Genomic DNA, 21,924 nt, shown 5'->3' on the forward strand with positions numbered 1-21,924 from the left:
GCCCTCAGGTCGCCTTGCGGCCGGTTATCCACAGGCTCCAGCCCCAGCGCCGGGCGAGTGCCTTCACCACCGGCTCGGGCAAGAGCCTGGAACCAAGCTCCGGGTAGAGGATGTTCAGGACGTTGCGCACGTCCGTGCCCAGCACGCGTACCCGAAGGTCCCGGAACTGCGGGAAAAGGTCGCGGCGCACCTCCCGCAACGTGACCGGCCAAGTGTGGGGGTTGCCCTCGGCCCGGTCACCGTCCCCGTAGCGGCTGGCAAGTCCGAGAGGGTCTAGAAAGGACCGTTCCAAATTCACCAGTCCCTCTTGGTAGCGCACGATGAGGCGGAAGAGCAGCGACTTCCGGTTGTATAGCATCACGCCGACTTCGCCCCCGGGCCGGAGCACCCGGTAGATCTCAGCCACCGCCTCCCGCGTCCCCGACGTGTGGTGCAGAACCCCCCACGAATACGCATAGTCGAACGTGTCGTCCTCGAACGGCAAGGCCTCGGCGTCGGCCTCCTCGATCCTGCCCTCTAGACCGAACAGCTCGAACCGGCGCCGGGTCTGGCGAACCGCCACCGGATTCAGGTCCACGGCGGTCACGGAGGCTCCTTCCCGGGCCCAGTTCATGGCCATACAGCCCATCCCACAACCCACCTCGAGAACGGCTTTGCCCCGGAAGCGCACGTATTCGAACAGGCGCCCGAACCGGTGCGCACCGTCGTGCAAAGGCAGGTTCCACTGGTAGAAGCGCTCGTCCGCCCGGTCGAAGAACTCCGGAGAACCCAGGTCGGCGTTGACCACTTGGCCACCCTCGGACTGGTAGGCGGTGTCGCCGTGGACATCCCCGTAAGTCATGGGGAAGTCGGCCCACCAGCCCTTGATGGCCTCCTTGGTCCGGGCCGCTCGCTGGACAGGGTCGGGCCCCGTCATCTCCGTCCCCTCAGGTGGTCCCACTCGGCCAGCAGATAGCCCGCGGCCGTGAGTGCCAGGGCGGCGGCGTACTCGACGGCCCGCGTGCGGGCAAGCCAGCGGCTCACGGCGAGCCGGCGCCGCGTCCCGGAAGTGAGCCGGAAGACACGTCTGCGGCCGTTGACGACCCAGCACCGGCCCTTGGCCCGGCGAAGCAGCGCCGCCTCGATGGCCTCGCAGCCCAACCCAATAGCATCCGGGTAAACGAGGTAGACGTCGTCGGCAGCGGCTGCGGCCTCGATCACCGAGTCCGCCAGCCGGTCCTCATCCAGGTCAGCCAGCTCGAAGGCCGCCTTGGCCAAGCCCGGGATATCCCGTGCGGCCGCCGCCAGGCGCCGATCGATGACGAGCCGGGGCGCCCTCGCCCCAGGCATCTGCTGGGCCACCAGCGCAAGCTGGTAGCGGAGGTCACGGGGGTTGGCGTAGAAATCCCGGTGGACGCGCCGGTGCCCGACCCACTGCGGCACGCCGAGGCGCAGGGCCCACCGGCTGCCCGGCAGCGGCCCGTCCCGGTCCGCCCCCCGGTAACAGCAGAGCACGAAGAGTGGCGGCGCCGCGTGCTCTGCAACGCCCTCAGGGCCGTTCACGAACGTCCTCCGGCGACCACCTTGGACCGGCCCGCCGGCTCTTCGCCCATCTCCGGTCTTTTGTCCTAGGCATACCGGTCACGGCTACCTCGCCTCCTTGGTGGCGAGCAGGTAGAGCGAGGAGGCCTGGTGGGGCAGCAACACACGCCCCACGGCCTCCAGGGCATCGTCGACCCAGCGGTGCTGGCGGATGCGGCCATCCAGGGCCCAGTCCGGCGGCCCCCAGCCCATGTAGTGGGTCTCCAGCAACCGGAAGCCGGCCTTGATCAGCTTCGAGCCGATAGTGAGCCCCGTGTAGAAGTGCACGTGGTCGGTACCCTTGAGTACCTCGGGAGCGCGGCGGTAGGCCCACTGCCACCACCAGCAGCCCTCGTTGGGGGTGCCCAGGACCAGCAGCCCGCCGGGGGTGAGGATCCGGAGCACGGCCCGCAGGGCGCCGACGTCGTCGGGTACGTGCTCGATGACGTGGTTGAAGAACACCACGTCGAAGCTGTCCGCCGCCGCCGGGTAGTCGAGGATGTCGGCCAGGAAAAGCGTGGCACCGGTCGCGCGACGGGCTGCCCGCAGCAGCCGCAGACCGTTGTAGTCGCTGCCGTAGAGTCGCTCGGCGTGGTCCTTGAGCCAAGCCAGGTTGGTGCCGTCGCCGCAGCCCAGGTCCAGCAGGCGCTCGGCCCTTTCCTGCCCGCGTCCCCGCAGGTGCCGGGCGATGCGCCCCTGGACGTAGCGGCGCCGCTTGCGGAGGTGGTGGTGCCAGGGGCTGACGGACTCGGGCGGCTGCGGTACTGCGTACCATTCCGGGTTGTCCGCCTGGGACTGGGCCAAGCGCTGACGGTGCGCCGCCGGGTCGCGGACCAGGAGCGGGATACCGTCCTCCACCGGGTAGAGCGCGCCGCAGCCTGAGCAACGCCAAGCCTCGGCCGAGGCCTTGAGGCCGGGGGCGCGGCAGGCTAGACAGGCGAACACGTCCGGACCGATCAATGGCGCCGCGCCCCGGCCATGACCTGCCGGTACACCTCTACGTAGACTGCCTCGGTTCTGGCCGGGCTCCAGTGGGCCTGGGCGTGGGCGTAGGCCCGGCGTCCTAAGGCCTCCCGATCGGCGTCGTCCCGGAGCAGACCACCGATGGCCTCGAGGTAGGCATCGGCGGTGTTGTCCACCATCCGCACGAAATCCACCCCGTGCAACTCCGGGACCGGGGGGCCGATGCGCCGGTTGATCACCAGCGGCAAACCCGTCAACAGCCCCTCCAGGACCGACTTGTTGAGTTCCCAGTACTCCGTGTGGACTACGAACATGTCGAAACCGGGCAGCATCGCGCAGAGTTCGTCGTTGGGCACCGAAGGCCGGAACTCCACCCGCTCCACCAGCCCGAGTTCCCGAGCAAGGGCTTCCAGGGCCGGCCTCTGAGGCCCCTCGCCGACGACGGTCAGGCGTACCTCCGACAGCCGCGCCAGGGCGCGCAGGATCTGCTCCGGGTTCTTCTCTGGTATGAGCCGCCCAACGCAGATGAGTCGCGGAGGTTTGCCGAGCCGGTAGTCGGTCTTCTGACGCAGGTCGTGGATGTTCAGGACGTTATAGCAGACACGGTAGCGCCTGATGTTCAGACGCTCCAGATAGGGGACGATCGGCCGGTAGACCGGCAGCACCCGGTCCGCACCGCGCAGCCCGACGCCCTCGATGTACTCGAAGAAGGCGTTGTGCTCTTGCTCCGCCTCGGTCAGCCCCGACTTGACGATGCGCCGGGGCGGATTCACGTCGGGGTTGATGTGCAGGGAAACCACGTAGGGGGTCCCGAGACGCCGCTTGATCCGGCTCGCCAAGTAGGTGTTCCAGTCGGCACCGTGGCACCGGATCAAGTCCGGGCGGATACGGCGAGCGATCTCCACCCCTCCCTCGGCCCAGCGCCGCAGAGCCCGATGCCACCAGCGACGCCACTCGCCGCCCGCGATGATTTCCGGTGCTTCCGGGTGGCTGTGGATCACCAGACGCGCACCGCCGACCATGGCCTGCAAAAGTGCCGTGTCAGGCTGGTCGTCGTTGGTCATGAGCAGGTGGACTTCGTCAAACAGTTGACCCGGATTGTAGTAGAGGGGCTGGATCTCTCCCTTCTCCAGAATTTGGCTTACCCGGTCCGGGACCATAACCAGCAGGCGGGACATAAGTCTCAACTCCTCAGGTCAACTGCCGTCGGGCCCGACGTCCTGACCGAGCACGCATTAGCTTGCCTTCCCCCCTCGCGTCGAAGCAACGATCCAGCCACCTCACCGGCAATAGGCTCTCCCTTGGGAGCCCAGTACACCAAAGCAACGGGATGGAACCCTCGGCAGACACCAAGATTGCTGGTCACTCTCAGACGTCGCGTTTGCGTCTTCGCAGGGTGAGACACAGGCCGTTAGCAACCCAGGGCATCCAGTGGCCCAGGGTGGTTCGAGTCTCAACCCGTTGCCGGTCAATCCACGTCACGCCGGTCCCCGCCAGCGTGTAGCCGAACCACCCGACCTCCGCCAGCCCCGCCTGGGCGCCAAGCCGCCGCAGGTCCTGAATCGAGTATTCCTGATGGTGCTGCGTGTCGCACATCTGCTCCGGCTCGCCCCGCATCCGTAGCACGCGATTGCGCCAGCGAAGGCGGTTGGGCGTGAACACCGCCACGTGGCCACCCTCGGTGCAGACGTCCCGGCAGAAGCCCATGAACGCTCCCGGATCGTCCAGGTGCTCGATGACCTGGAAGCTGACCACGAGATCGAAAGCCCGGTCCCGGGGGAATTCCGCGAAGTCGCTGACCCAGCGGGTCACCCGCGGGTGCGGGTACTCCCGCTCGGCCGCCTCAATGCTCTTCAATGAGTAGTCGATGGCGATGACCTCGCGGACGAACGGGTACTCAGCCATCACCCGATCGTGGAAGCCGCACCCGCAGCCCACGTCCAGAATCGTGGTGGGTTGGATCCGACGGAATAGACGACCTATCTCGTAGCGCCGGACATAGTCCCACTCCGAGGAAATGTAACTGTGCCAGTCCTCAGTCACCAGTTCATCGAAGAACTGGCGCTGATCCCTTACAAAGTTCGGGTAGCGTTCATGCACAGGCATGCTGGCGTAGGCCGTTTGGGAGATGCTATCGGCGACGGCACACGAACAGGTGCCGGAACGCGAACCGGAGCAGGACCGGAAGGCCGCTCACCCATTCGTCGATCATCTTCGACCCGAGCCTCCGGCTCATAACGACCTTCCATCGTGGGTGCAGAAGGGCAGCAAGCCACCGCGGCCGACCCGCCCACAGGGGCAGTATCTGGAAGACACGGTGCTCGACGACCTCTAAACCGCCGTCCCTGAGCATCTGGCGCAGGCGAGTGTAGGGGACGGGGAAGATGGGCGGCCACTCCGTGTAATAGCGCGTACAGTACACGTTGAGCGAAGTGCGATTTCCCATATCCAGAACGCAGACACCGCCACGTTTCAGCACTCGCGACACCTCGGCAATGACGGTCTCAACTTTTGGGATGGCATAGAGAGACGAAAAGCTGTAGAGCAGGCTCACCGAGTCGTCGGCCAGCGGCAACGCCTTGGCGTCCGCAAGGAGAAAGTGGATGTGGGTTATGCTCCGGGCATCAACCTCACCCTGCGCGCGGGTCACGTAGCGCTTGCTGAAGTCGAGCCCCACGCCGAACTCAAATCGGGGAGCGAGGGTCAGCAGGTGCTCGCCCGAGGCGCAGCACAGGTCGACCGCTACGCCTCCATCATAGTGGCGCAGCACGGTCTCCACCTTCGCCTGAAGCAGCCGATCCGCGTATTCGGTAGAGTTCGGTTTTAGCGATGCGCAGATGCGGCTCACCGCATAGGTGTCGCCGTGCTCGTAGGCCTCGCGGATATCGCACTCGATCCCGCGCCCAGACGGCGCGTCGCGCGAAGTACCTGCACTACCGTCGACTTCTGGGTTCAGCGCACCGCCCTCGCCAAGATGTTCCAGAGCCGGTGGGTCCCGCTGCGCAGCCTCGCGGCCAGCCGCCCTGGATGAGAGGACCAAGGTGGGGTGGCAGCCGTGGGTTCAACCGCAGGCCCTGGAACCAGGGGTCCAGACGCATCAGCCATTGCAGGGGTGGAATCCAGTCCAGCCATATCCTGCCACTCCCGAACCCACTTGAAGGACCGATGGAGCTCGCCACCGAACTTGGACTTGAACACCGACAGGCCCCGCTCCTTGTCGGTGCGAGGGAAAGGAAAGACCTCTCCCAATTCGTACCAGCGGCAACCTTCCTGGCGGGCGCCTCGGATCGCCTCCCAGAACAGGAGGTAGTTGATCCCAGCCCCCAGGTGTGCGGTCTCGCAGCAGCCGGTGTGGTACATGCTTGCGTCCGCCATGCGGGCGTCGTTGTGAAAAGCGACTGCAGCTCCCTCCGGGCTGCGACCGACCCACAGTACCGCCCTGCCCCGCGGCCCCATCTCCCGGGCGATGCCCTCGAAGTACGCCCGTGGATGGGGCGTAACCCCGGTGCGCCGGTAGGTCTCCTCGTGGGTCCGGTAGTAGTCGTCAACCTGACCGCTCCAGTCGGTCCGCTCCACGGTGTAGCCCGACGACTGGGCCCGCCGGGCCATCTGGCGGGCGTTCTGGGAGAGCCCGCGCCAGAGGTCTTCCTCCGAAACATCCAGTCGGGTCACCCGGCTCACCGTGGAGGTGTCCCGCAGGCCGTACTCCAAGTACGGGGCAACACCCCAACGGTTCCCAAGGGCGGCCCGCGTGACGGGGCTCTGGGCCATGTCCAACCGGAGCGCACCCACGTCCCGGCAGACATCGAACACGTGCTGGAAGAGCCGATCGCAGGTCCGCCGCCGCAGCCCCGGTGGGACCCCCGCCGCCACCACCGGCCCTGCCCCTCCAAAGCCGGAGGAACCCACCCGCCGCGCGACGGGCTGGTGCTGCAGCGGCAGCACCGCCAGGAGGTCCCCGCCATGGACGATCCCGATACTGTGCTCCTTCAGGCCCCAATCCGGGACCGAGAGGATCAGCCGTTGCCAGCCGGCCAGGGCGAAGACCCAACCCTCGGGCGAACCGTCCACCAGGGCATCCCACGCTTCATCCAGGTCGGCCGTCCTCGGCACAAGCTCCATGGGCTTCTGGCCATTCCTACCGTCAAGGCTTGACTTGGTCTTCCCACTCGCTCCGCTGGGCGATAAATCCCTGGTTCCGCACCAAGCCCTGCATCCCCAGGTAGTCCCCAAGCTGGACCCTCACTCGAGTCGCGTCCGCGATGCAGTCCACCGATTTCAACTCCATGTCGATCAAACCGAAATCAACCATGATGGTGTAGTCCCCGGACACCAATCTGAGTTCGGGGATACGGCACTCCACGATACCCTTTCCTCTCAGGTGAAAAGCGTGCTCCCCGTGGTTGCTGTACAGCACCATCACCCGCTCTTCCTCCAAGGTCTGAAAGAAGACGGTGAAGTAAATGCTGGACGCAGTAGGGACCTCGTATCCGATACGGATGCGCATGGGCTCGCCGGTATTGAAGACGCGCGTCGGGCTCCCGTCATCCTTCCGAGTCTCGATGGACGTGAGGACCACCGTGTCCCGGATTTCGAGGAAGCCATGCGCCCTACGCAGATCCACGTAAGGCGATAACTCGGCAATGTCCACCGGAGCCTCCTCAGGCTCCCGGGTGGTCTCCCTGATGTAGTCGTGGGTGATATCGTCCACCGACCCGCTCTTGACGATGCGGCCTTGCTCGAGCCAGATCGCGCGGGTACAAATGTTCTGAACGGCGGACATACTGTGACTGACGAAGATGACCGTCCGGCCGTCGTGAGCGATGTTGTCGACGCTATGCTTCGTTTTTTTTTGAAACTCCGCGTCACCCACCGCCAGAACCTCGTCCAGCAGCAGGATATCGGAGCGCAACAGCGCAGTGACCGAGTATGCGAGCCGGACGTACATACCGCTCGAGTAGCGCTTGACCGGCACGTCGATGAACGCGCCGACCCCCGAATAGTCGACGATCTCGTCGAAGCGGCGCCGAATCTCATTCTGCTTGATCCCCAGCAGGGCACCGTTCATGAAGATGTTCTCACGCCCGGTGAGGTCCGGATGGAAGCCGGTCCCCACCTCGAGCAGCGAGCCTACCCGTCCGTACAGGTCGGCCCGTCCCTCCGTGGGCATCGTCACACCCGAGAGGATCTTCAGCAATGTGCTCTTGCCAGAGCCGTTGCGCCCAATGACTCCCAGGACCTCACCCCGCTTCAGCTCGAAGGAGACATCCCGAAGGGCCCAGAATGGCTCGCCCTGGTGCCACGGCCGAAGAAAAGGGATGCGGTGCCGCAGCCTGCCCAGACGAGTATCGGGCACAGGCACAGCGCCGGAGCGACCACCCTTGATGTAGTAGCACTTACCAAGCCCCTCAGCCCGGACGGCCACCTCGCCCGTTCCCCTACTGGGCATCGACGGAAGCCCCCTCATGGTACGCGAACATGAAAAGACCCCCGAAAAAGCCGAGGAAGATGGCCGTGCTGACAATGTAGAAGGGCGCCGTGAGGCTTACCGGTTGGGCCAAGAACACCCATCTCGAGAGTTCGATGGCCCAGTACATCGGATTCAGCTGGAACACGAACAGAAAGCGCTCGGGCACCATGCTGGGCGGAAAGAGTATCGGGCTGAAGTAGAAGCCGAGCTGCATCACGATGGTGATAATGGGACGCAGGTCGCGGTACTCCACCATAAGGCCGGCCACCCACAGCCCGATGGCCAGTGACAGGACCGTCACGTAGGCGAGAACCAGGGGCAGCAAGGCCAACCGCCAGGTGGGGGGATGCCCGTAGGCGATGGACATCGCGATGAGGATGGCGATGATGATGATCGAGTCGTAGACGTCCCGGAATACCGACGCGAAGGGCAGCAGGATGCGAGGGAAGTAGACCTTCGAGATGAGGGCCATATGCTCCTGCAGGCAGCCGGCGGCATCCATCGTGGCCTTCGTGAACAGCAACCAGGGGATCAGGGCTGCGAAGACGAAGATCGGGTACGGATAGGGCGTCTCGACTCGAATGAAGACACCGAAGACGATGGCGAGAGTGAGCAGGAGGGCCAGGGGTTCCAGGAATGCCCAGGTAAATCCGAGGGCCATGCCTGAGTACCGCGTGGACACGTTGCGCCACATCAGGAGCCACAGCAGCTCCCGGTGGGACCAGGCGTCTCTCAGACCCAGGTTCCACCAGCGGTACCCCGGTTCTATAACCCTAAAGGGATGAACTTCTTGCACAGGTCCCGACACCGTTCTCGCTTCGACTTTCAATTTTCGAGGTTACGCAGGACGACGAACGCCGGCGCCGCCTGCAGTGAGTTACCAGCGCCTGGGCACACCAACGCTCCAACGTCGCCGGGGCCATGCCCAGTTCGCGCGCCACCTTCACCACCAGAGAGCTCTCCGGCGGCAGCAAGCGGGCCGCCGCCCGCTCCTTGAATACCTGTCCGTATCGGGCCATGTACTCACCTCTCTGCCCGCAAACTTATCGGGCTATCGAGGCGACAACTATCGTGAGGCAGGGGCCAAGGCGCGCCTCGGCTACGACTCCACTCGGCACGGTGGCGATGCCCGTTCGGTTTTCCTTACAGACCGGCATGGACCGCGACATGGACCCCACAACCCATCAACGAATTGTTTTTAAAGTATATTCTCGCCCACCAACACTCTCGCCTTAGATCCATTATGAGAAGAGCGTAACGTTACAGGGTGTCGGCTCGTTTTACAGTCCGCATCGTCTATTGTCGCTGCCGCAAGAAAATACAGGTGTTGGCGGAGTTGGCATATACCATGCTAGGGACAGACGCGACAGCGAATTCTTTGGTTTGAGATAGGCCCCAAGACGGTGCAAAGCCGGAAGACGGCGACAGAGGAACGAGGTCAATCATCATGAAGAAGCGTACATTAGTGACCATCGCCGCGTGCTTGTGCGCCGCCTCCACGCAAGCCTCGGTAGCGGCAGTGCTGGACTTCAACAACCTGGGTCTGGCGGGCGGCGGCCTGATTCCCCAAACGTATGGGGACGAGGCCGGTATTCTCGACGTAAGTTACCGCTCCCTCGCCGGAGTGGGCAATGCTCCAGAGCAGTCGGAGAGTCTTCGCTTCTGGTCGAGCAATCTCACCTATAGTGGCCTCGTCAATGTCGCCTATGCTGGAGCCGTGAACGCCGTAGGTGAGATTACGTTCACGCCAGCGCCAGGCTACATGCTAACCCTGGACTCCTTAGAACTTGGGAGCTACGCAGGGACAGCGAGGAACTCGGTGGTCACTGTCTTTACGGGTGACTACACGCAAGTCCTGTTCTCGACGAACACCCTATCAATAGGCCCCACCGCCGTTACGGTGACACCAGGCGTCAGCAGCGTCGGCCCGATACATCTCCAATTCGGCCCCGAGGCTTACAACGTGGCAATCGACAACGTGCGCTATTTTGCTGAGGTCGCCCCGCCAGTCCATACGCCAATTCCAGCACCGGCGCTGCTTCTGGCCTCGTCCTTGCTAGGCATCGCAGGGCTCGCGAGGCGAAAGACTCGGGCAGAGTAGACTTCTGGACAGAAGTTTGACCTGAAGGGACCGCACGGGGGGCTTTCGGTCTCGGTAGGTTTCGAGCGAATGAGCGCCGGCTGGGGAACGTGTCAGCCGGCGCTGCGTGTTCCAGGCGGGGCGGACAGGAACCGCAAAGCCACGAGTGCCCGTGCGCTCGAGCGCCTCCACTCCTATCCTCCCCTCACCCCGCCGCCTCGATCTGCCCCACCGGCATCTGCACCCGCGTGGCCTGGCCGACGACGTCGAGCAGCACCACCACCCGCTCCTTGCTGGAGCGGGCCTGGAAGATCCCCTCGTAGCCCGCCATCGGGCCTTCGGCGATCCGCACCCGGTCACCGGGCTTGAAGTCGGGGGTCTCGAACTGCTGGATGCCGCTCTCGTCGTCGCGCGACCGGAGCGCCTGGAGCAGCCGGTCCGGCACCTGGGCCGGGAGGTCCCCGAACCGCACCAGGCCGGAGACCCCGAGGGTCGAGCGGATCGGCCCCCAGTTGTCGGTCTGGTCGCTCAGGTGGATGAAGAGATAGCGCGGGAACATCGGCTCCACCAGGCTGACGTACTGGCCCTGGCGGCGCCGACGGGTACGGATGAGCGGCAGGTAGGTCTCGTACCCCTGCCGCTTCAGGTTCTCGACCGCGACGCCTTCCTGGCGCGGCTTGCTGTAGAGGAGGTACCAGGCGAGCACGTTGTCCTTGGGCGGGTCACGCCGTCCTTTCGGGGTAAGCCTGCCGGTGCGGGGGAGCCTGCAGCCCGGGCTCCCCGGGGCACGCTACCGCCCTCCGTTCCCCGGCTTGGCGACTGGCCGGGGAGTATACGGGAACGGGGGAATTGCCCCTACATGACGTGGAGCATCAAGGACATGCGCGGAAACCGCCCCGCGGGGGGCGGCTCACAGCCGGGGGGCAAAGAAGGGGCCTGCGGGCGCCAGGGGCTCAGCCCCGCTCCGGCCTCCCCACCGAGTCGTAGCGGAAGCCCGCCTCCCGCATCCGGCGCGGCTCGTAGACGTTGCGCAGGTCGACGAAGACGTCGCCCCGCATCAGGGCCTTGACCCGCGCCAGGTCGAGGCCGCGGTAGGCGTTCCACTCGGTGAGCAGGACCACGGCGTCGGCTCCGGTCATGGTCTCGTAAATATCGGCGCAGTACTCGATCCCGGGCGGCAGGACCCTCTTCGCCTCCTCCACCCCCTGGGGGTCGTGGGCGCGCACGACGGCCCCCTTCTCCAGCAGGGTCGGCAGGATGGCGAGCGCCGGAGCGTCGCGCATGTCGTCGGTCTCGGGCTTGAAGGTCAGCCCCAGGACGGCGATGGTCTTGCCCGCCTCGTTGCCGCCGAGGGCCGCGCGGATCTTCTTCAGCATCCGCGCCTTCTGGGCGGCGTTGACCTCGACCACGGCCTCCACGATGCGGCTGGAGACCCCGTGCTCCTGGGCGATCCGCACCAGGGCGAGGGTGTCCTTGGGGAAGCAGGAGCCGCCGTAGCCCGGGCCTGGGTGCAGGAACTTACGCCCGATGCGCCCGTCGAGCCCCATCCCGCGGGCGACCGCGTGGACGTCGGCGCCCACCGCCTCGCACAGGGTCGAGATCTCGTTGATGAAGCTGATCTTGGTGGCGAGGAAGGCGTTCGACGCGTACTTGATGAGCTCGGCGCTCTCGAGGCCGGTCGCCAGGATCGGGGTCTCGATCAGGTTCAGCGGGCGGTAGAGCTCGCGCAGCAGGGCCTCGGCCCGGGGGCTCTCGACCCCGATGACGACGCGGTCGGGGCGCATGAAGTCGCCGATGGCCGCGCCCTCGCGCAGGAATTCCGGGTTGGAGGCCACGTCGAAGTCGGCGTCCGGGCGCTCCTCGCGGATGATCCGGGCGACCTGGCGGGCGGTCCCGACCGGCACCGTGGACTTGTCGACGATGACCGTGTAGCCCTGCAGGTGCTTCGCCACGTCGCGGGCCGCGGCGTAGACGTAGGAGAGGTCGGCGTGGCCGTCGCCCCGGCGGGTGGGGGTGCCGACCGCGACGAACACCAGGTCCGCCTCGCCGACCGCGGGCGAGAGCTCGGTGGTGAAGCGCAGCCGGCCCGCCGTCACGTTGCGGGCCATCAGGGCGTCCAGGCCCGGCTCGTAGATGGGCACCTCGCCCCGCTGCAGACGCTCGATCTTGCCCGCGTCCACGTCGACGCAGGTGACGTCCGCCCCGAATTCGGCGAAGCAGGCCCCGGAGACGAGACCGACGTAGCCCGAGCCAATCATCACGACGTTCATGGGGGGTCCTTTTCGCCTACAGCCGCCAGAGCGCCACGCCGTCCGGGATCCGGTCGCGGGGCAGCACCCCCTTCACGTCGGCCACCACCCCCTTGCCGCCGTCCAGGAGCGAGGTGATGAGCCCCCACCCCTCCCGCAGATACGGCTGATGGGCGACGGCGAGGACCACCGCGTGGGCGGGCGCGAGTTGCTCGCGCGGCACCAGGTGCACACCGTACTCCTCGTGGGCCTCGGCCGCGTTCGCCATCGGATCGTGGACCTGGACCAGCACACCGTAATCCTGGAGCTCCTTCACGATGTCGATGACGCGCGTGTTGCGGAGGTCCGGCACGTCCTCCTTGAAGGTGAGCCCGAGGATGGTGACCCGGCTGCCGCGCACGTGGCTGCCCGTCTGGATCAGGCGCTTCACGACCTGGCCCGCCACGTAGGCCCCCATGCCGTCGTTGATCCGCCGCCCCGACAGGATGACCTGGGGGATGTAGCCGAGGACCGAGGCCTTGTGGGTGAGGTAGTAGGGGTCCACGCCGATGCAGTGCCCGCCCACGAGTCCCGGGCGGAAGGGCAGGAAGTTCCACTTGGTGCCGGCGGCGGCCAGCACGTCCAGGGTGTCGATGCCCATCCTGTCGAAGATGAGCGCGAGCTCGTTCATCAGCGCGATGTTCAGGTCGCGCTGGGTGTTCTCGATGACCTTCGCGGCCTCGGCCACCTTGATGGTGGAGGCCCGGTGCACCCCCGCCTGCACCACCGAGGCGTAGACCTCGGCCACGATGTCGAGCGTGCGCGCGTCCTGGCCGGAGACGACCTTGGTGATGGTGGTGAAGCGGTGGACGTGGTCGCCGGGGTTGATGCGCTCGGGCGAGAAGCCGACGGTGAAGTCCTTGCCCGCCTTCAGCCCCGAGAACTTCTCCAGCACCGGGACGCAGTCCTCCTCGGTCGCACCCGGGTAGACGGTCGACTCGTAGACCACGATGTCACCGGCCTTGAGCTGCGAGCCCACGGTCTCCGAGGCCTTGATGACGGGGGTCAGGTCGGGGCGCTTCGCCTCGTCGACGGGCGTGGGCACCGCCACGATGTGGAAGTCCGCCGCCTTCAGGTCCTTGGGGTCGGTGGTGAAGAGGATGTCGGCCTGGGCGAGGTCGGCGTCCTGGACCTCGAGCGTGCTGTCGTGGCCGGCCTTGAGGGCCGCGACCCGCGCCGCGTTGATGTCGAAGCCGACCACCCGCGCCAGCTTGCCGAACGCCACCGCGACGGGCAGGCCGACGTAGCCGAGCCCGACGACCGAGACCTTCCTGTTGTGTGCCATCTAACGGACCCCGTAGTAGTCGAGATACCAGTCCACGAACCGCTGCACGCCCACCTCGATCGGCGTGCTCGGGCGGTAGTCGAAGTCCCGCACCAGGTCGTCGACGTTCGCGAAGGTGTCGGGCACGTCGCCCGGCTGCAGCGGGAGAAGGTTGCGCTCGGCCTTCTTGCCGAGACAGTCCTCGAGCACCTCGATGTAGCGGCGGAGCTCGACGGTGTTGTTGTTGCCGATGTTGTAGAGCCGGTACGGCGCGTAGCTCGTCGCCGAGTCGGGCCGGTCGCCGGACCAGTCCGGGTTGGCCTCGGCCGGGCGGTCGAGCACCCGGATCACGCCCTCGACGATGTCGTCCACGTAGGTGAAGTCGCGCCGGTGGTTGCCGTAGTTGAAGACGTCGATCGGCTTGCCCGCCAGGATGTTCCGGGTGAACAGGAAGAGCGCCATGTCCGGGCGGCCCCAGGGTCCGTACACGGTGAAGAACCGCAGGCCCGTCGTGGGCAGCCCGTAGAGGTGGCTGTAGGTGTGGGCCATCAGCTCGTTCGCCTTCTTGGTCGCGGCGTAGAGCGAGACCGGGTGGTCGACGTTGTCGTGGACCGAGAACGGCAGGTTGGTGTTGGCCCCGTAGACCGAGCTCGAGGAGGCGTAGACGAGGTGGTCCACCTCGTGGTGGCGGCAGCCCTCGAGGATGTTGGTGAACCCGACCAGGTTGGTCTCCACGTAGGCGTAGGGGTTCACCAGCGAGTAGCGCACCCCCGCCTGGGCCGCGAGGTTCACCACCCGCTGGGGCTTCTCGCGATCGAAGAGCTCCCCGATGCCGGCGCGGTCGGCGATGTCGAGCCGCACGTCGGTGAAGTTCGGGTAGGGGGTGAGCTGCGCCAGGCGCGCGTGTTTGAGCGCCGGGTCGTAGTAGTCGTTCAGGTTGTCGACCCCGACCACCTCGTCACCCCGATCCAGGAGGCGGCGGCTCAGCGCAGCGCCGATGAACCCGGCCGAGCCGGTGACGAGGACCTTCATGGCAGGGAGACCTCCCGATGGCGGCAAGCGAGCTGTGTAGCGGCGGCGCGCCCGCGGCCCTGAAGAGGTGGCCGCGGCGCCCACGCAGTATAGCGTCCCGCGCCGCTCCGGCTTTGGCGAGCGGGCCCGGCGGAGGGCTCAGCCCTGGAGCCGGCGCTGGTAGTTGGGGATCAGGTGCGCCGCGATCCGCTGGTGCAGCATGCCCCAGACCTCGTCCACGAGGCTCGCGGTGAGCAGGCCCTCGACCGCCGTGCGCCCCACCTTCCCGAGGGCGTCCGCGAACGCCTGGGGGCTCGGCCCCTGGAGGCGCACCTCGTTCGTGCAGTGGCGATAGGTGTTGGCGACGAGGCTCACCGTCGGCAGCAGCGGGACGGGGTCCTCCACGTCCACGTAGCGGAAGACCCGGTTCGGGAACTCCCGGGCGAAGGCCGCGGCGGCGGCGGCGTTGCCCACCATCGGGGCGCCGAAGGTCACCACCTCGTGCACCGGCAGGAACTGGCGCTGGAAGCGCCAGGCCGCCAGCAGGGCGATGGCCCCGCCGAGGCTGTGGCCGGTGACCCAGAGCGGGCGCTCCTTCGCCTCCAGCGCCTCGCGGACGGCGGCGCTGAGGGGCTCCCAGATCTCGGCCAGCGCCTCCATGAACCCGCGGTGGAAGCGCGCGCCGACCCCGGCGGCCGCGAAGTCCGTGCCGATCCGCCCCTCGGGGATGACCAGCAGGTTGTTGGCGTTGGTGAGCAGCCAGTCCTTGAAGCCGTCGAGGCTCGTGGGTGCCTGGGAGCCGCGGAAGGCCACCACCACCGACTGCTCGTCGGTCGCCAGATAGGCCTGGGTGTTGTCGACGCTGATGAGCCGCGCGGTCATGCCGAGCTCGGCCTGGAAGGCGGCCGCCCCCTCCACCTCGGGGAGGTAGGCGAACTGGCAGGCCTTGGCCAGCAGCCGCACGTTGGGCAGGTGTCCGGGGATCGAGCTGTCGAGGGGCATGGCTTGTCAGTCCTCCTGTGCTCCGCGAGTCAACCAGTGCCGGGGAGGCCGCTCAGCGCAATGCGCGGCGTCCGGTCCGGGCGCCCTTCCAGGCCGCGATCGCCTCCCGGGTCACGCCGGTCCCGCGCAGGTCGAGTTCGACGAGGCCCGGGTGGGGCTCCAGGTGCTGCCGGAAGCCCGCGTCGCTCACCCGGGTGTTGGCGAGCCGCAGGCGCTCGAGCCCGGGGAGCGAGGCCAGCACCGCGAGCCCCGCGTCCGTGACCTGCGTGTCGTTGAGGTCCAACTCCCGGAGCCGGTCGAGACCCTGGAGCTCGCGCAGGGTCTCGTCGGTCACGTCGGCATTCGCCATCTGCAGGACGACCACGTCCCGGCGCTCCCGGAGGATGGCGTAGTCCTTGCGGTCCCAGCCCGTGAGGGTGAGGTGGCGCTCACCGTCCACCCGCGCGTCGCGGGGCCCGAGGTCGACGGGCAGCAGGCGGTTCACGACCGGCGGACCCGCCGCGGCCAGGAGGCCCACGAGGCCGAGGACGAGCGGCACCCGGGAGACGGCGTAGTGCCCGACGGCGAAGAGCAGCCCCGCCGGCGGGAACAGGAGGACGGCCACGCCCCAGGCGGCGCGCTGCCTCCAGGCCACCACCACCATCCAGAGCCAGCCGACCACGAGGAGGGCCAGCCCGATGAGCGTCACGTAGAACAGGTAGTCTTCTTTCATCGCCGGCCAGAGCCTCGGTGCGGTGCGGGCCCGACGCCCCCCCTCACTTGACCATGTCCGAGAGGACCATCACGGTCCAGTAGGGGAAGACCATCAGGATGACGATGGAGAGCAGATACGCCGGAATATAGTAGAAGGCGCTCCGGAATACGGTCTTCAGGGGGATCCCGGACATCCCCGACACCACGTAACAGCAGATGCCCACCGGGGGCATGATGGAGCCCATGGTGGTGACGAGCGTGATGACCTGTCCGAACCAGATGGGGTCGTAGCCGAGCTGGATCGCGAGCGGATAGAAGATCGGCAGCGACACCAGCAGGAACGCCAGCGCGTCCATGATGCAGCCGCCGAGGATGTAGAAGCCGAGGATGACCCAGAGCACCACCCAGGAGGGCAGCTCGAGGGTGCTGATCCACTCGGCGATGCCCGAGGGCAGCCCCGTGACGGTGAGGAACTTGGCGAAGATGAGCGCGCCCGCGACGATCATGAAGACCATGCAGGAGATGCGCAGGGTGGCCAGGATCGCCCCCTGGAGCTTCTTCCAGGAGAGCTTGCCCCGCAGGGTGCTGATGACGATGGCGAGGAAGCTCGCCACCGCCGCGGCCTCGGTGGCGGTCACCAGCCCGGTGAAGAGCGCGTACATGATGACCCCGAAGAGGACGAGGATGTCCAGCGCCTCCGGCAGGGCCCGGAAGCGCTCGCGCCAGGTGCTCCTCGGCCCGGCGGGGCCCCAGTCGGGGTGACGCCAGGTGATGAAGACCACCGTGGCGAGGATGAGCAGGGTCAGGATGACGCTCGGGATGATGTTGCCGAAGAAGAGCTTGCCGATCGGCTGACCGGTGTAGAGCCCGTAGACCACCAGCACGATGCTGGGCGGGATCAGCACCCCGAGGGTCGCGCCGGCCGCCACCGACCCCGCCTTCAGCAGCGGGTGGTACTGGTACTCGCGCATCGCGGGGATCGCCACCGCGCTCATGGTGGCCGCGGTCGCGGTGTTGGAGCCGCTGATGGCCGAGAAGGCCGCCGAGGCCAGGATCGTGGTCATGGCGAGACCGCCCCGCCGGTGCCCGAACCAGCGGTAGGTCGCGTGATAGAGGCCGTCGTTGTAGCCGGCGTAGTGGACGATCTCCCCCACCAGGATGAAGAGCGGGATGACCGTGAGCCCGTAGTTGGAGAAGCTGCCCCAGATCTCGCTCCCCAGCATCGTGAACGCCGCCTCGGGCGAGGTGGCCAGGGCGAAGCCGACGAAGCCCACCAGCAGCATCACGAAGGCGGCCGGGATGCGCAGGAAAAAGAGCATCAGGAGCATCACGGCGATGCCCGTGAGGCCGAGCATCGGGCCGCTCATTCCACGGGCTCCCCGGTCCGGCGGAACGCCTGGAACATCTGGAGGACGAGCACGAGCGTCAGCAGGCCGAACCCGACCGCGACGCCGTAGATGAAGGGATGGAAGGCGAGTTGCAGGGTCTCGGACTTCTCGCCCGCGAGCCGGACGTTCTCGCCCCAGAGGAAGAGCTGCCAGGTCAGGATGCCGAACAGCAGGGCGGCGAGCAGATCGCTCACGGCCGCCAGCACCCGCTTCAACGGCGCCGGGAAGCGCTCGGTGAGGATGTCCACCATGATGTGGTCACGGCGCAGCTGTGTGAATGGCAGGGCGCAGGCGGTCACGAGCGCCCCGAGGAAGGAGACGATCTCGTAGGTCCCGGCGAAGGGGATCTGGAGCACGCGCGAGGCGACGTTGGCGGTGGCCAGCAGCACCAGCAGCACCAGCGCCACGCCGCCCACGACCAGGAGCAGGCGCGAGAGAAAGTTGACGAAGCGTTCCACTCCCGGGCTATTTCCCTTTTTCCCGGCTCGCCTTTTCGTGCTTCGCCTTCAGGGCCCTCACGTCGGAGAGGATCTGCTTGCCATCCAGTCCCTGGGCGCTCACGCGCTGCACGTACGCGTCGGCGAGCGGAGCGAGCCGCGCGTCGATCTCCTTCTGCTCCTCGGCCGGGAGGGTGAACTGGCGCAGCCCGTGCTCCTTGGCCGCCCAGGCGAGCGCCTCCTCGACGTGCTGGTCCACGTACTCGCCGGTCCACACCGACTGCTCGGCCACGAGGTCGTCCATGACCTTCTGCACCTCGGCGGGCAGCGAATTCCACTTCGCCTTGTTCATCACCACGGCAAAGGACACGACCGGGAGATTCACGAGGGTCGCATTGGGCGTGTAGGCCGCGAACTTGAAGTCCTGGAGGATCTCGAGGGAGGAGACGATGCCCTTGACCACCCCCTTCTGGATCGCCTCGGGGGTGTCGGACTGGGGCATGGCCACCGGCACGCCGCCGAGGAGCTTCAGCACCTCGGCGCTGGTGCCGGCCACGCGCAGCTCCATGCCGCTCAGGTCCTTCAGCGACTGCACCGGGGTCCGGGTCATCAGGTTGGTGGGCGGGCAGGTAAAGAGCGCGAGGACCTTGACCTTCTCGAACTCCTTCGGCTGGTGCTTCTGCACCAGGTCCAGCAGCACCTGGCTCGCCACCCGGGCGCTGGTGAAGCCGTGGTGCAGGTCCACCGCCTCGGAGACCGGGAAGCGCCCGGGCTGGTAGCTCATGGCGAAGTTGCCGATGTCGGCGATCCCCGAGGTGACGCCCTCGAGCATGTTCTTGGCGCCGACCAGGGTGCCCCCGGGGAAGGTCTTCACCTTCACCGCGCCGTTCGTGCGCTTCCCCACCTCTTTCGCCCAGCGCTCCATCTGGACGCTGGGGAAGGTGACCGCCGGGGGGAAGTTGGCGTAGGTGAGGGTGATGGTCTCGGCCCTCGCCGGTGCCGCCAGCGCGGCCATCAGGGCCACGAACGCAGAGAAGAATGCACCCGGTCTCATGGCGTACCTCCCGCAATGTGGATCGTTCTTGTAAAACGAGCGGAAAGAATACCAGAATCGCCACCCCCGCAACCCGCCGCGGCGCGCCCTTCTCAAGCCGCGGGCGCCCCTGTAGGATGGCTCCATGAGCAGCAAGCATTTTCCCTTTACGAGGCAGCAGGTTAGCGAGATCGTCGAGCGCTTCCCGACGCCCTTCTACCTCTACGACGAGGCGGCCATCCGCGCCAACGCGAAGCGGATCGCCCGGTTGTTCTCGGTCTTCCCGGGGTTCAAGGAGCACTTCGCGGTCAAGGCCCTGCCGAATCCGTTCCTGCTGAAGGTCCTGGCCGACGAGGGCTTCGGGGCCGACTGCGCGAGCCTGCCGGAGCTCGTGCTCGCCCGCAGGGCGGGGATGTCGGGCGAGGACGTGATGTTCACCTCGAACGAGACGCCGGCACACGAGTACGTGTTCGCGCGGGCCCAGGGCGCGGTCATCAACCTGGACGACATCACCCACATCGACTACCTGGAGAAGGCCTGCGGGATCCCGGAGCTCGTCTCCTGCCGCTACAACCCGGGTCCGCTGAAGGACGGGAACGTCATCATCGGCCGGCCGGAGGAGGCGAAGTACGGATTCACCCGCGAGCAGCTCTTCGAGGGCTACGCGAAGCTGCGGGAGAAGGGTGCGCGGCGCTTCGGGCTGCACACCATGGTCGCGTCGAACGAGCTCTCCGGCGACTACCACGTGGAGACCGCGCGCATCCTCTTCGAGCTCGCGGCGGAGCTGAAGAGGAGGATCGGGATCCGCCTGGAGTTCGTGAACGCGGGCGGCGGCGCGGGGATCCCCTACCGGCCCGAGGAGCAGGAGCTCGACATCGAGTACGTCGCCCGGGGAATGCGCAGGGCCTACGACGAGATCGTCGTGCCCGCGGGACTCGACCCCCTGGGGCTGCGCCTGGAGTGGGGGCGCATCGTCACCGGCCCCTATGGCTGGCTGGTGACGAGGGCCATCCACGAGAAGGCCATCTACCGCAGGTACATCGGGCTGGACTCGTGCATGGCCGATCTGATGCGCCCGGGGATGTACGGGGCCTATCACCACGTCAGCGTTCCCGGCAAGGACGACGCCCCGCGCACGGAGACCTATGACGTCGTCGGCAGCCTCTGCGAGAACAACGACAAGTTCGCCGTGCAGCGCCAGTTGCCGCAGATCGACGTGGGTGACTTCGTCGTGATCCACGACGCCGGGGCGCACGGCCGCGCGATGGGATTCAACTACAACGGCAAGCTGCGCTGCGGGGAGGTCCTGCTGCGCCCGGACGGCACTCTGCTCGGCATCCGCCGCAGCGAGACCATGGAAGACTACTTCGCGACGATCGACTTCGAGGCGCTCGCCGCCTTCGACGCGTAGGGGACGAGGATGATACGGCGCAATCCCGGCTTTTCGAACCTCACCGCGGGCTATCTCTTTCCCGAGATCGCCCGGCGCCGCAGGGCCTACTTGGCCGCGCATCCGGACGCGAAGCTCATCAGCCTCGGCATCGGGGACACGACCGAGCCGATCCCCCCGCACGTGGACCGGCGGATGGCCGAATACGTGCAGCGGCTGGGCACCGTCGAGGGCTATTCCGGCTACGGCGACGAGCAGGGACTCACCGCGCTACGCGAGCGCATCGCCGAGGTGTTCTACGCGGGGAGCGTCGCGGCACAGGAGGTCTTCGTCTCGGACGGCGCCAAGTGCGACATCGGGCGCCTGCAGCTGCTCTTCGGCCGGGGCGTGGAGGTCGCGGTGCAGGACCCCTCTTACCCCGTCTACGTGGACGGCTCGGTCATCATCGGCGCCGCCGGACCCTACGAGGACGGCACGAGCGGCGGGCGCCCCGGCTACCGGGGTATCCGCTATCTCCCCTGCACCGCCGCCAACGGCTATTTCCCCGATCTCGAGGCGCTTCCCGAGAATGGGCTCGTCTACTTCTGCTCGCCGAACAACCCCACCGGGGCGGTCGCGACGAAGGCCCAGCTCGCCGCCCTCGTGCGCGCCGCGACCGCGAAGGGCTCGCTCATCGTCTACGACGCGGCCTACGCGGAATTCATCCGCGACCCGGCCCTGCCCCGTTCGATCTACGAGGTGGAAGGCGCGCGGGCGTGCGCCATCGAGGTCAATTCCTTCTCGAAGACGATCGGCTTCACGGGCGTGCGCCTCGGCTGGACGGTGGTGCCCCGGGAGCTCGCGTACGCCGACGGCTCCTCGATCCACGCGGACTGGAACCGCGTGTGCACCACCGTGTTCAACGGCGCGTGCAACGTGAGCCAGCACGGCGGCCTCGCCGCCCTCGAGCCCGAGGGCCTGGCGGAGATGCGCACCCTGACCGACTTCTATCTCGGCAACGCGGCCCTCATCCGGCGCGCCCTCGAGCAGCTTCGGATCACCTGCATCGGCGGCGACAACGCCCCCTACATCTGGGCGCACTTCCCGGGCCGCTCCAGCTGGGAGGTGTTTGCCGATATCCTCGACCGCTGCCACGTGGTGACGACGCCGGGGTCGGGCTTCGGCCCCGCGGGCGAGGGCTTCGTTCGGTTCTCCGCCTTCGGCCACCGGGAGAACGTGATCGAGGCCTGCCGCCGCCTCGAGAGGCTCGGAGCCTAGGGACCGGGCCAGCGCGGGCACCCGGCCCGCGGGACGGATCCGCCCAACGCCCTGCCCGTGCCCCGCACCCCTGACCCGCGGTCCGCCC

The 21,924-nt window shown here is 67.1% G+C and carries 22 protein-coding genes; 3 read left to right on the forward strand and 19 right to left on the reverse strand.

The window, feature by feature from the left end; translation table 11 throughout:
- Positions 1 to 4: 4 nt before the first annotated feature.
- From KA217_05945 to KA217_05990, 10 genes are all read right to left on the reverse strand, one after another.
- Positions 5 to 916, reverse strand: coding sequence for a methyltransferase domain-containing protein (locus KA217_05945; GenBank protein MBP7711993.1), 912 nt, complete (start codon positions 914 to 916; stop codon positions 5 to 7).
- Positions 913 to 1,542 carry a hypothetical protein gene (locus tag KA217_05950; GenBank protein ID MBP7711994.1) on the reverse strand — a complete coding sequence of 210 codons (630 nt, stop codon included), beginning with the start codon at positions 1,540 to 1,542 and terminating at the stop codon, positions 913 to 915. The genes KA217_05945 and KA217_05950 overlap by 4 nt, the downstream gene beginning before the upstream one ends.
- An 84-nt stretch (positions 1,543 to 1,626) precedes the next feature.
- Positions 1,627 to 2,520, reverse strand: a complete 894-nt coding sequence (locus KA217_05955; protein ID MBP7711995.1) for a class I SAM-dependent methyltransferase — start codon at positions 2,518 to 2,520, stop codon at positions 1,627 to 1,629.
- Positions 2,517 to 3,701: a glycosyltransferase gene (locus tag KA217_05960; protein ID MBP7711996.1), complete on the reverse strand. Its 1,185-nt coding sequence runs from the start codon at positions 3,699 to 3,701 to the stop codon at positions 2,517 to 2,519. Before KA217_05960 ends, KA217_05955 begins: the two co-directional genes overlap by 4 nt.
- A 190-nt stretch (positions 3,702 to 3,891) precedes the next feature.
- Positions 3,892 to 4,629, reverse strand: a complete 738-nt coding sequence (locus tag KA217_05965; GenBank protein ID MBP7711997.1) for a class I SAM-dependent methyltransferase — start codon at positions 4,627 to 4,629, stop codon at positions 3,892 to 3,894.
- A gap of 25 nt (positions 4,630 to 4,654) precedes the next feature.
- Positions 4,655 to 5,371: a methyltransferase domain-containing protein gene (locus KA217_05970; GenBank protein MBP7711998.1), complete on the reverse strand. Its 717-nt coding sequence runs from the start codon at positions 5,369 to 5,371 to the stop codon at positions 4,655 to 4,657.
- Positions 5,372 to 5,475: 104 nt separating this feature from the next.
- Positions 5,476 to 6,645, reverse strand: coding sequence for a GNAT family N-acetyltransferase (locus KA217_05975; protein ID MBP7711999.1), 1,170 nt, complete (start codon positions 6,643 to 6,645; stop codon positions 5,476 to 5,478).
- A 22-nt stretch (positions 6,646 to 6,667) separates the two neighbouring features.
- Positions 6,668 to 7,972, reverse strand: a complete 1,305-nt coding sequence (locus tag KA217_05980; GenBank protein ID MBP7712000.1) for an ABC transporter ATP-binding protein — start codon at positions 7,970 to 7,972, stop codon at positions 6,668 to 6,670.
- Entirely contained in the window at positions 7,962 to 8,675 is a 714-nt protein-coding gene (locus tag KA217_05985; GenBank protein MBP7712001.1) for an ABC transporter permease, read from the reverse strand. The genes KA217_05980 and KA217_05985 overlap by 11 nt, the downstream gene beginning before the upstream one ends.
- 91 nt (positions 8,676 to 8,766) lie before the next feature.
- Positions 8,767 to 9,012, reverse strand: coding sequence for a transposase (locus KA217_05990; protein MBP7712002.1), 246 nt, complete (start codon positions 9,010 to 9,012; stop codon positions 8,767 to 8,769).
- Between the two features lie 428 nt (positions 9,013 to 9,440).
- Here KA217_05990 and KA217_05995 point away from each other — a divergent pair, with 428 nt between their 5' ends.
- The gene (locus KA217_05995; GenBank protein MBP7712003.1) at positions 9,441 to 10,094 is read left to right on the forward strand and encodes a hypothetical protein; all 654 of its coding nucleotides are present in this window, start codon (positions 9,441 to 9,443) and stop codon (positions 10,092 to 10,094) included.
- Positions 10,095 to 10,278: 184 nt separating this feature from the next.
- Here KA217_05995 and rfaH read toward each other — a convergent pair whose 3' ends face one another.
- The 9 genes from rfaH to KA217_06040 form a co-directional block, all read right to left on the reverse strand.
- Positions 10,279 to 10,779 carry a transcription/translation regulatory transformer protein RfaH gene (gene rfaH / locus KA217_06000; protein ID MBP7712004.1) on the reverse strand — a complete coding sequence of 167 codons (501 nt, stop codon included), beginning with the start codon at positions 10,777 to 10,779 and terminating at the stop codon, positions 10,279 to 10,281.
- Between the two features lie 247 nt (positions 10,780 to 11,026).
- Positions 11,027 to 12,343 carry a UDP-glucose/GDP-mannose dehydrogenase family protein gene (locus tag KA217_06005; protein ID MBP7712005.1) on the reverse strand — a complete coding sequence of 439 codons (1,317 nt, stop codon included), beginning with the start codon at positions 12,341 to 12,343 and terminating at the stop codon, positions 11,027 to 11,029.
- 16 nt (positions 12,344 to 12,359) lie between these two features.
- Positions 12,360 to 13,646, reverse strand: coding sequence for a nucleotide sugar dehydrogenase (locus KA217_06010; GenBank protein ID MBP7712006.1), 1,287 nt, complete (start codon positions 13,644 to 13,646; stop codon positions 12,360 to 12,362).
- Positions 13,647 to 14,657, reverse strand: a complete 1,011-nt coding sequence (locus tag KA217_06015; protein MBP7712007.1) for an NAD-dependent epimerase — start codon at positions 14,655 to 14,657, stop codon at positions 13,647 to 13,649.
- A 138-nt stretch (positions 14,658 to 14,795) separates the two neighbouring features.
- Complete coding sequence (locus tag KA217_06020; GenBank protein MBP7712008.1) at positions 14,796 to 15,638, reverse strand: lipase family protein; 843 nt, start codon at positions 15,636 to 15,638, stop codon at positions 14,796 to 14,798.
- Between the two features lie 52 nt (positions 15,639 to 15,690).
- Positions 15,691 to 16,350, reverse strand: coding sequence for a hypothetical protein (locus KA217_06025; protein MBP7712009.1), 660 nt, complete (start codon positions 16,348 to 16,350; stop codon positions 15,691 to 15,693).
- Between the two features lie 43 nt (positions 16,351 to 16,393).
- Entirely contained in the window at positions 16,394 to 17,698 is a 1,305-nt protein-coding gene (locus KA217_06030) for a TRAP transporter large permease (GenBank protein MBP7712010.1), read from the reverse strand.
- The gene (locus KA217_06035) at positions 17,695 to 18,177 is read right to left on the reverse strand and encodes a TRAP transporter small permease (protein MBP7712011.1); all 483 of its coding nucleotides are present in this window, start codon (positions 18,175 to 18,177) and stop codon (positions 17,695 to 17,697) included. Before KA217_06035 ends, KA217_06030 begins: the two co-directional genes overlap by 4 nt.
- 7 nt (positions 18,178 to 18,184) lie before the next feature.
- Positions 18,185 to 19,210: a TRAP transporter substrate-binding protein gene (locus KA217_06040; GenBank protein ID MBP7712012.1), complete on the reverse strand. Its 1,026-nt coding sequence runs from the start codon at positions 19,208 to 19,210 to the stop codon at positions 18,185 to 18,187.
- Between the two features lie 124 nt (positions 19,211 to 19,334).
- On the opposite strand from KA217_06040, the gene KA217_06045 reads away from it, so the two are divergent.
- Together KA217_06045 and KA217_06050 are read left to right on the forward strand one after the other, a co-directional pair.
- The gene (locus tag KA217_06045; protein MBP7712013.1) at positions 19,335 to 20,600 is read left to right on the forward strand and encodes a diaminopimelate decarboxylase; all 1,266 of its coding nucleotides are present in this window, start codon (positions 19,335 to 19,337) and stop codon (positions 20,598 to 20,600) included.
- A 9-nt stretch (positions 20,601 to 20,609) separates the two neighbouring features.
- A complete protein-coding gene (locus tag KA217_06050) occupies positions 20,610 to 21,836 on the forward strand; it encodes an LL-diaminopimelate aminotransferase (GenBank protein ID MBP7712014.1) in 1,227 nt (408 codons plus the stop codon).
- Positions 21,837 to 21,924: the final 88 nt, after the last annotated feature.

This window comes from Gammaproteobacteria bacterium, assembly GCA_017999615.1.
GTDB lineage: Bacteria > Pseudomonadota > Gammaproteobacteria > JAABTG01 > JAABTG01 > JAGNLM01.

Bases quoted from the DNA above. Each gene is read 5' to 3' on its own strand.
- KA217_05945 (MBP7711993.1), bottom strand. From the start codon at position 916: ATGACGGGGCCCGACCCTGTCCAGCGAGCGGCCCGGACCAAGGAGGCC.
- KA217_05960 (MBP7711996.1), bottom strand. From the start codon at position 3,701: ATGTCCCGCCTGCTGGTTATGGTCCCGGACCGGGTAAGCCAAATTCTG.
- KA217_05965 (MBP7711997.1), bottom strand. From the start codon at position 4,629: ATGCCTGTGCATGAACGCTACCCGAACTTTGTAAGGGATCAGCGCCAG.
- KA217_05975 (MBP7711999.1), bottom strand. From the start codon at position 6,645: ATGGAGCTTGTGCCGAGGACGGCCGACCTGGATGAAGCGTGGGATGCC.
- KA217_05980 (MBP7712000.1), bottom strand. From the start codon at position 7,972: ATGCCCAGTAGGGGAACGGGCGAGGTGGCCGTCCGGGCTGAGGGGCTT.
- KA217_05990 (MBP7712002.1), bottom strand. From the start codon at position 9,012: ATGGCCCGATACGGACAGGTATTCAAGGAGCGGGCGGCGGCCCGCTTG.
- KA217_05995 (MBP7712003.1), top strand. From the start codon at position 9,441: ATGAAGAAGCGTACATTAGTGACCATCGCCGCGTGCTTGTGCGCCGCC.
- KA217_06005 (MBP7712005.1), bottom strand. From the start codon at position 12,343: ATGAACGTCGTGATGATTGGCTCGGGCTACGTCGGTCTCGTCTCCGGG.
- KA217_06010 (MBP7712006.1), bottom strand. From the start codon at position 13,646: ATGGCACACAACAGGAAGGTCTCGGTCGTCGGGCTCGGCTACGTCGGC.
- KA217_06015 (MBP7712007.1), bottom strand. From the start codon at position 14,657: ATGAAGGTCCTCGTCACCGGCTCGGCCGGGTTCATCGGCGCTGCGCTG.
- KA217_06020 (MBP7712008.1), bottom strand. From the start codon at position 15,638: ATGCCCCTCGACAGCTCGATCCCCGGACACCTGCCCAACGTGCGGCTG.
- KA217_06025 (MBP7712009.1), bottom strand. From the start codon at position 16,350: ATGAAAGAAGACTACCTGTTCTACGTGACGCTCATCGGGCTGGCCCTC.
- KA217_06030 (MBP7712010.1), bottom strand. From the start codon at position 17,698: ATGAGCGGCCCGATGCTCGGCCTCACGGGCATCGCCGTGATGCTCCTG.
- KA217_06040 (MBP7712012.1), bottom strand. From the start codon at position 19,210: ATGAGACCGGGTGCATTCTTCTCTGCGTTCGTGGCCCTGATGGCCGCG.
- KA217_06045 (MBP7712013.1), top strand. From the start codon at position 19,335: ATGAGCAGCAAGCATTTTCCCTTTACGAGGCAGCAGGTTAGCGAGATC.
- KA217_06050 (MBP7712014.1), top strand. From the start codon at position 20,610: ATGATACGGCGCAATCCCGGCTTTTCGAACCTCACCGCGGGCTATCTC.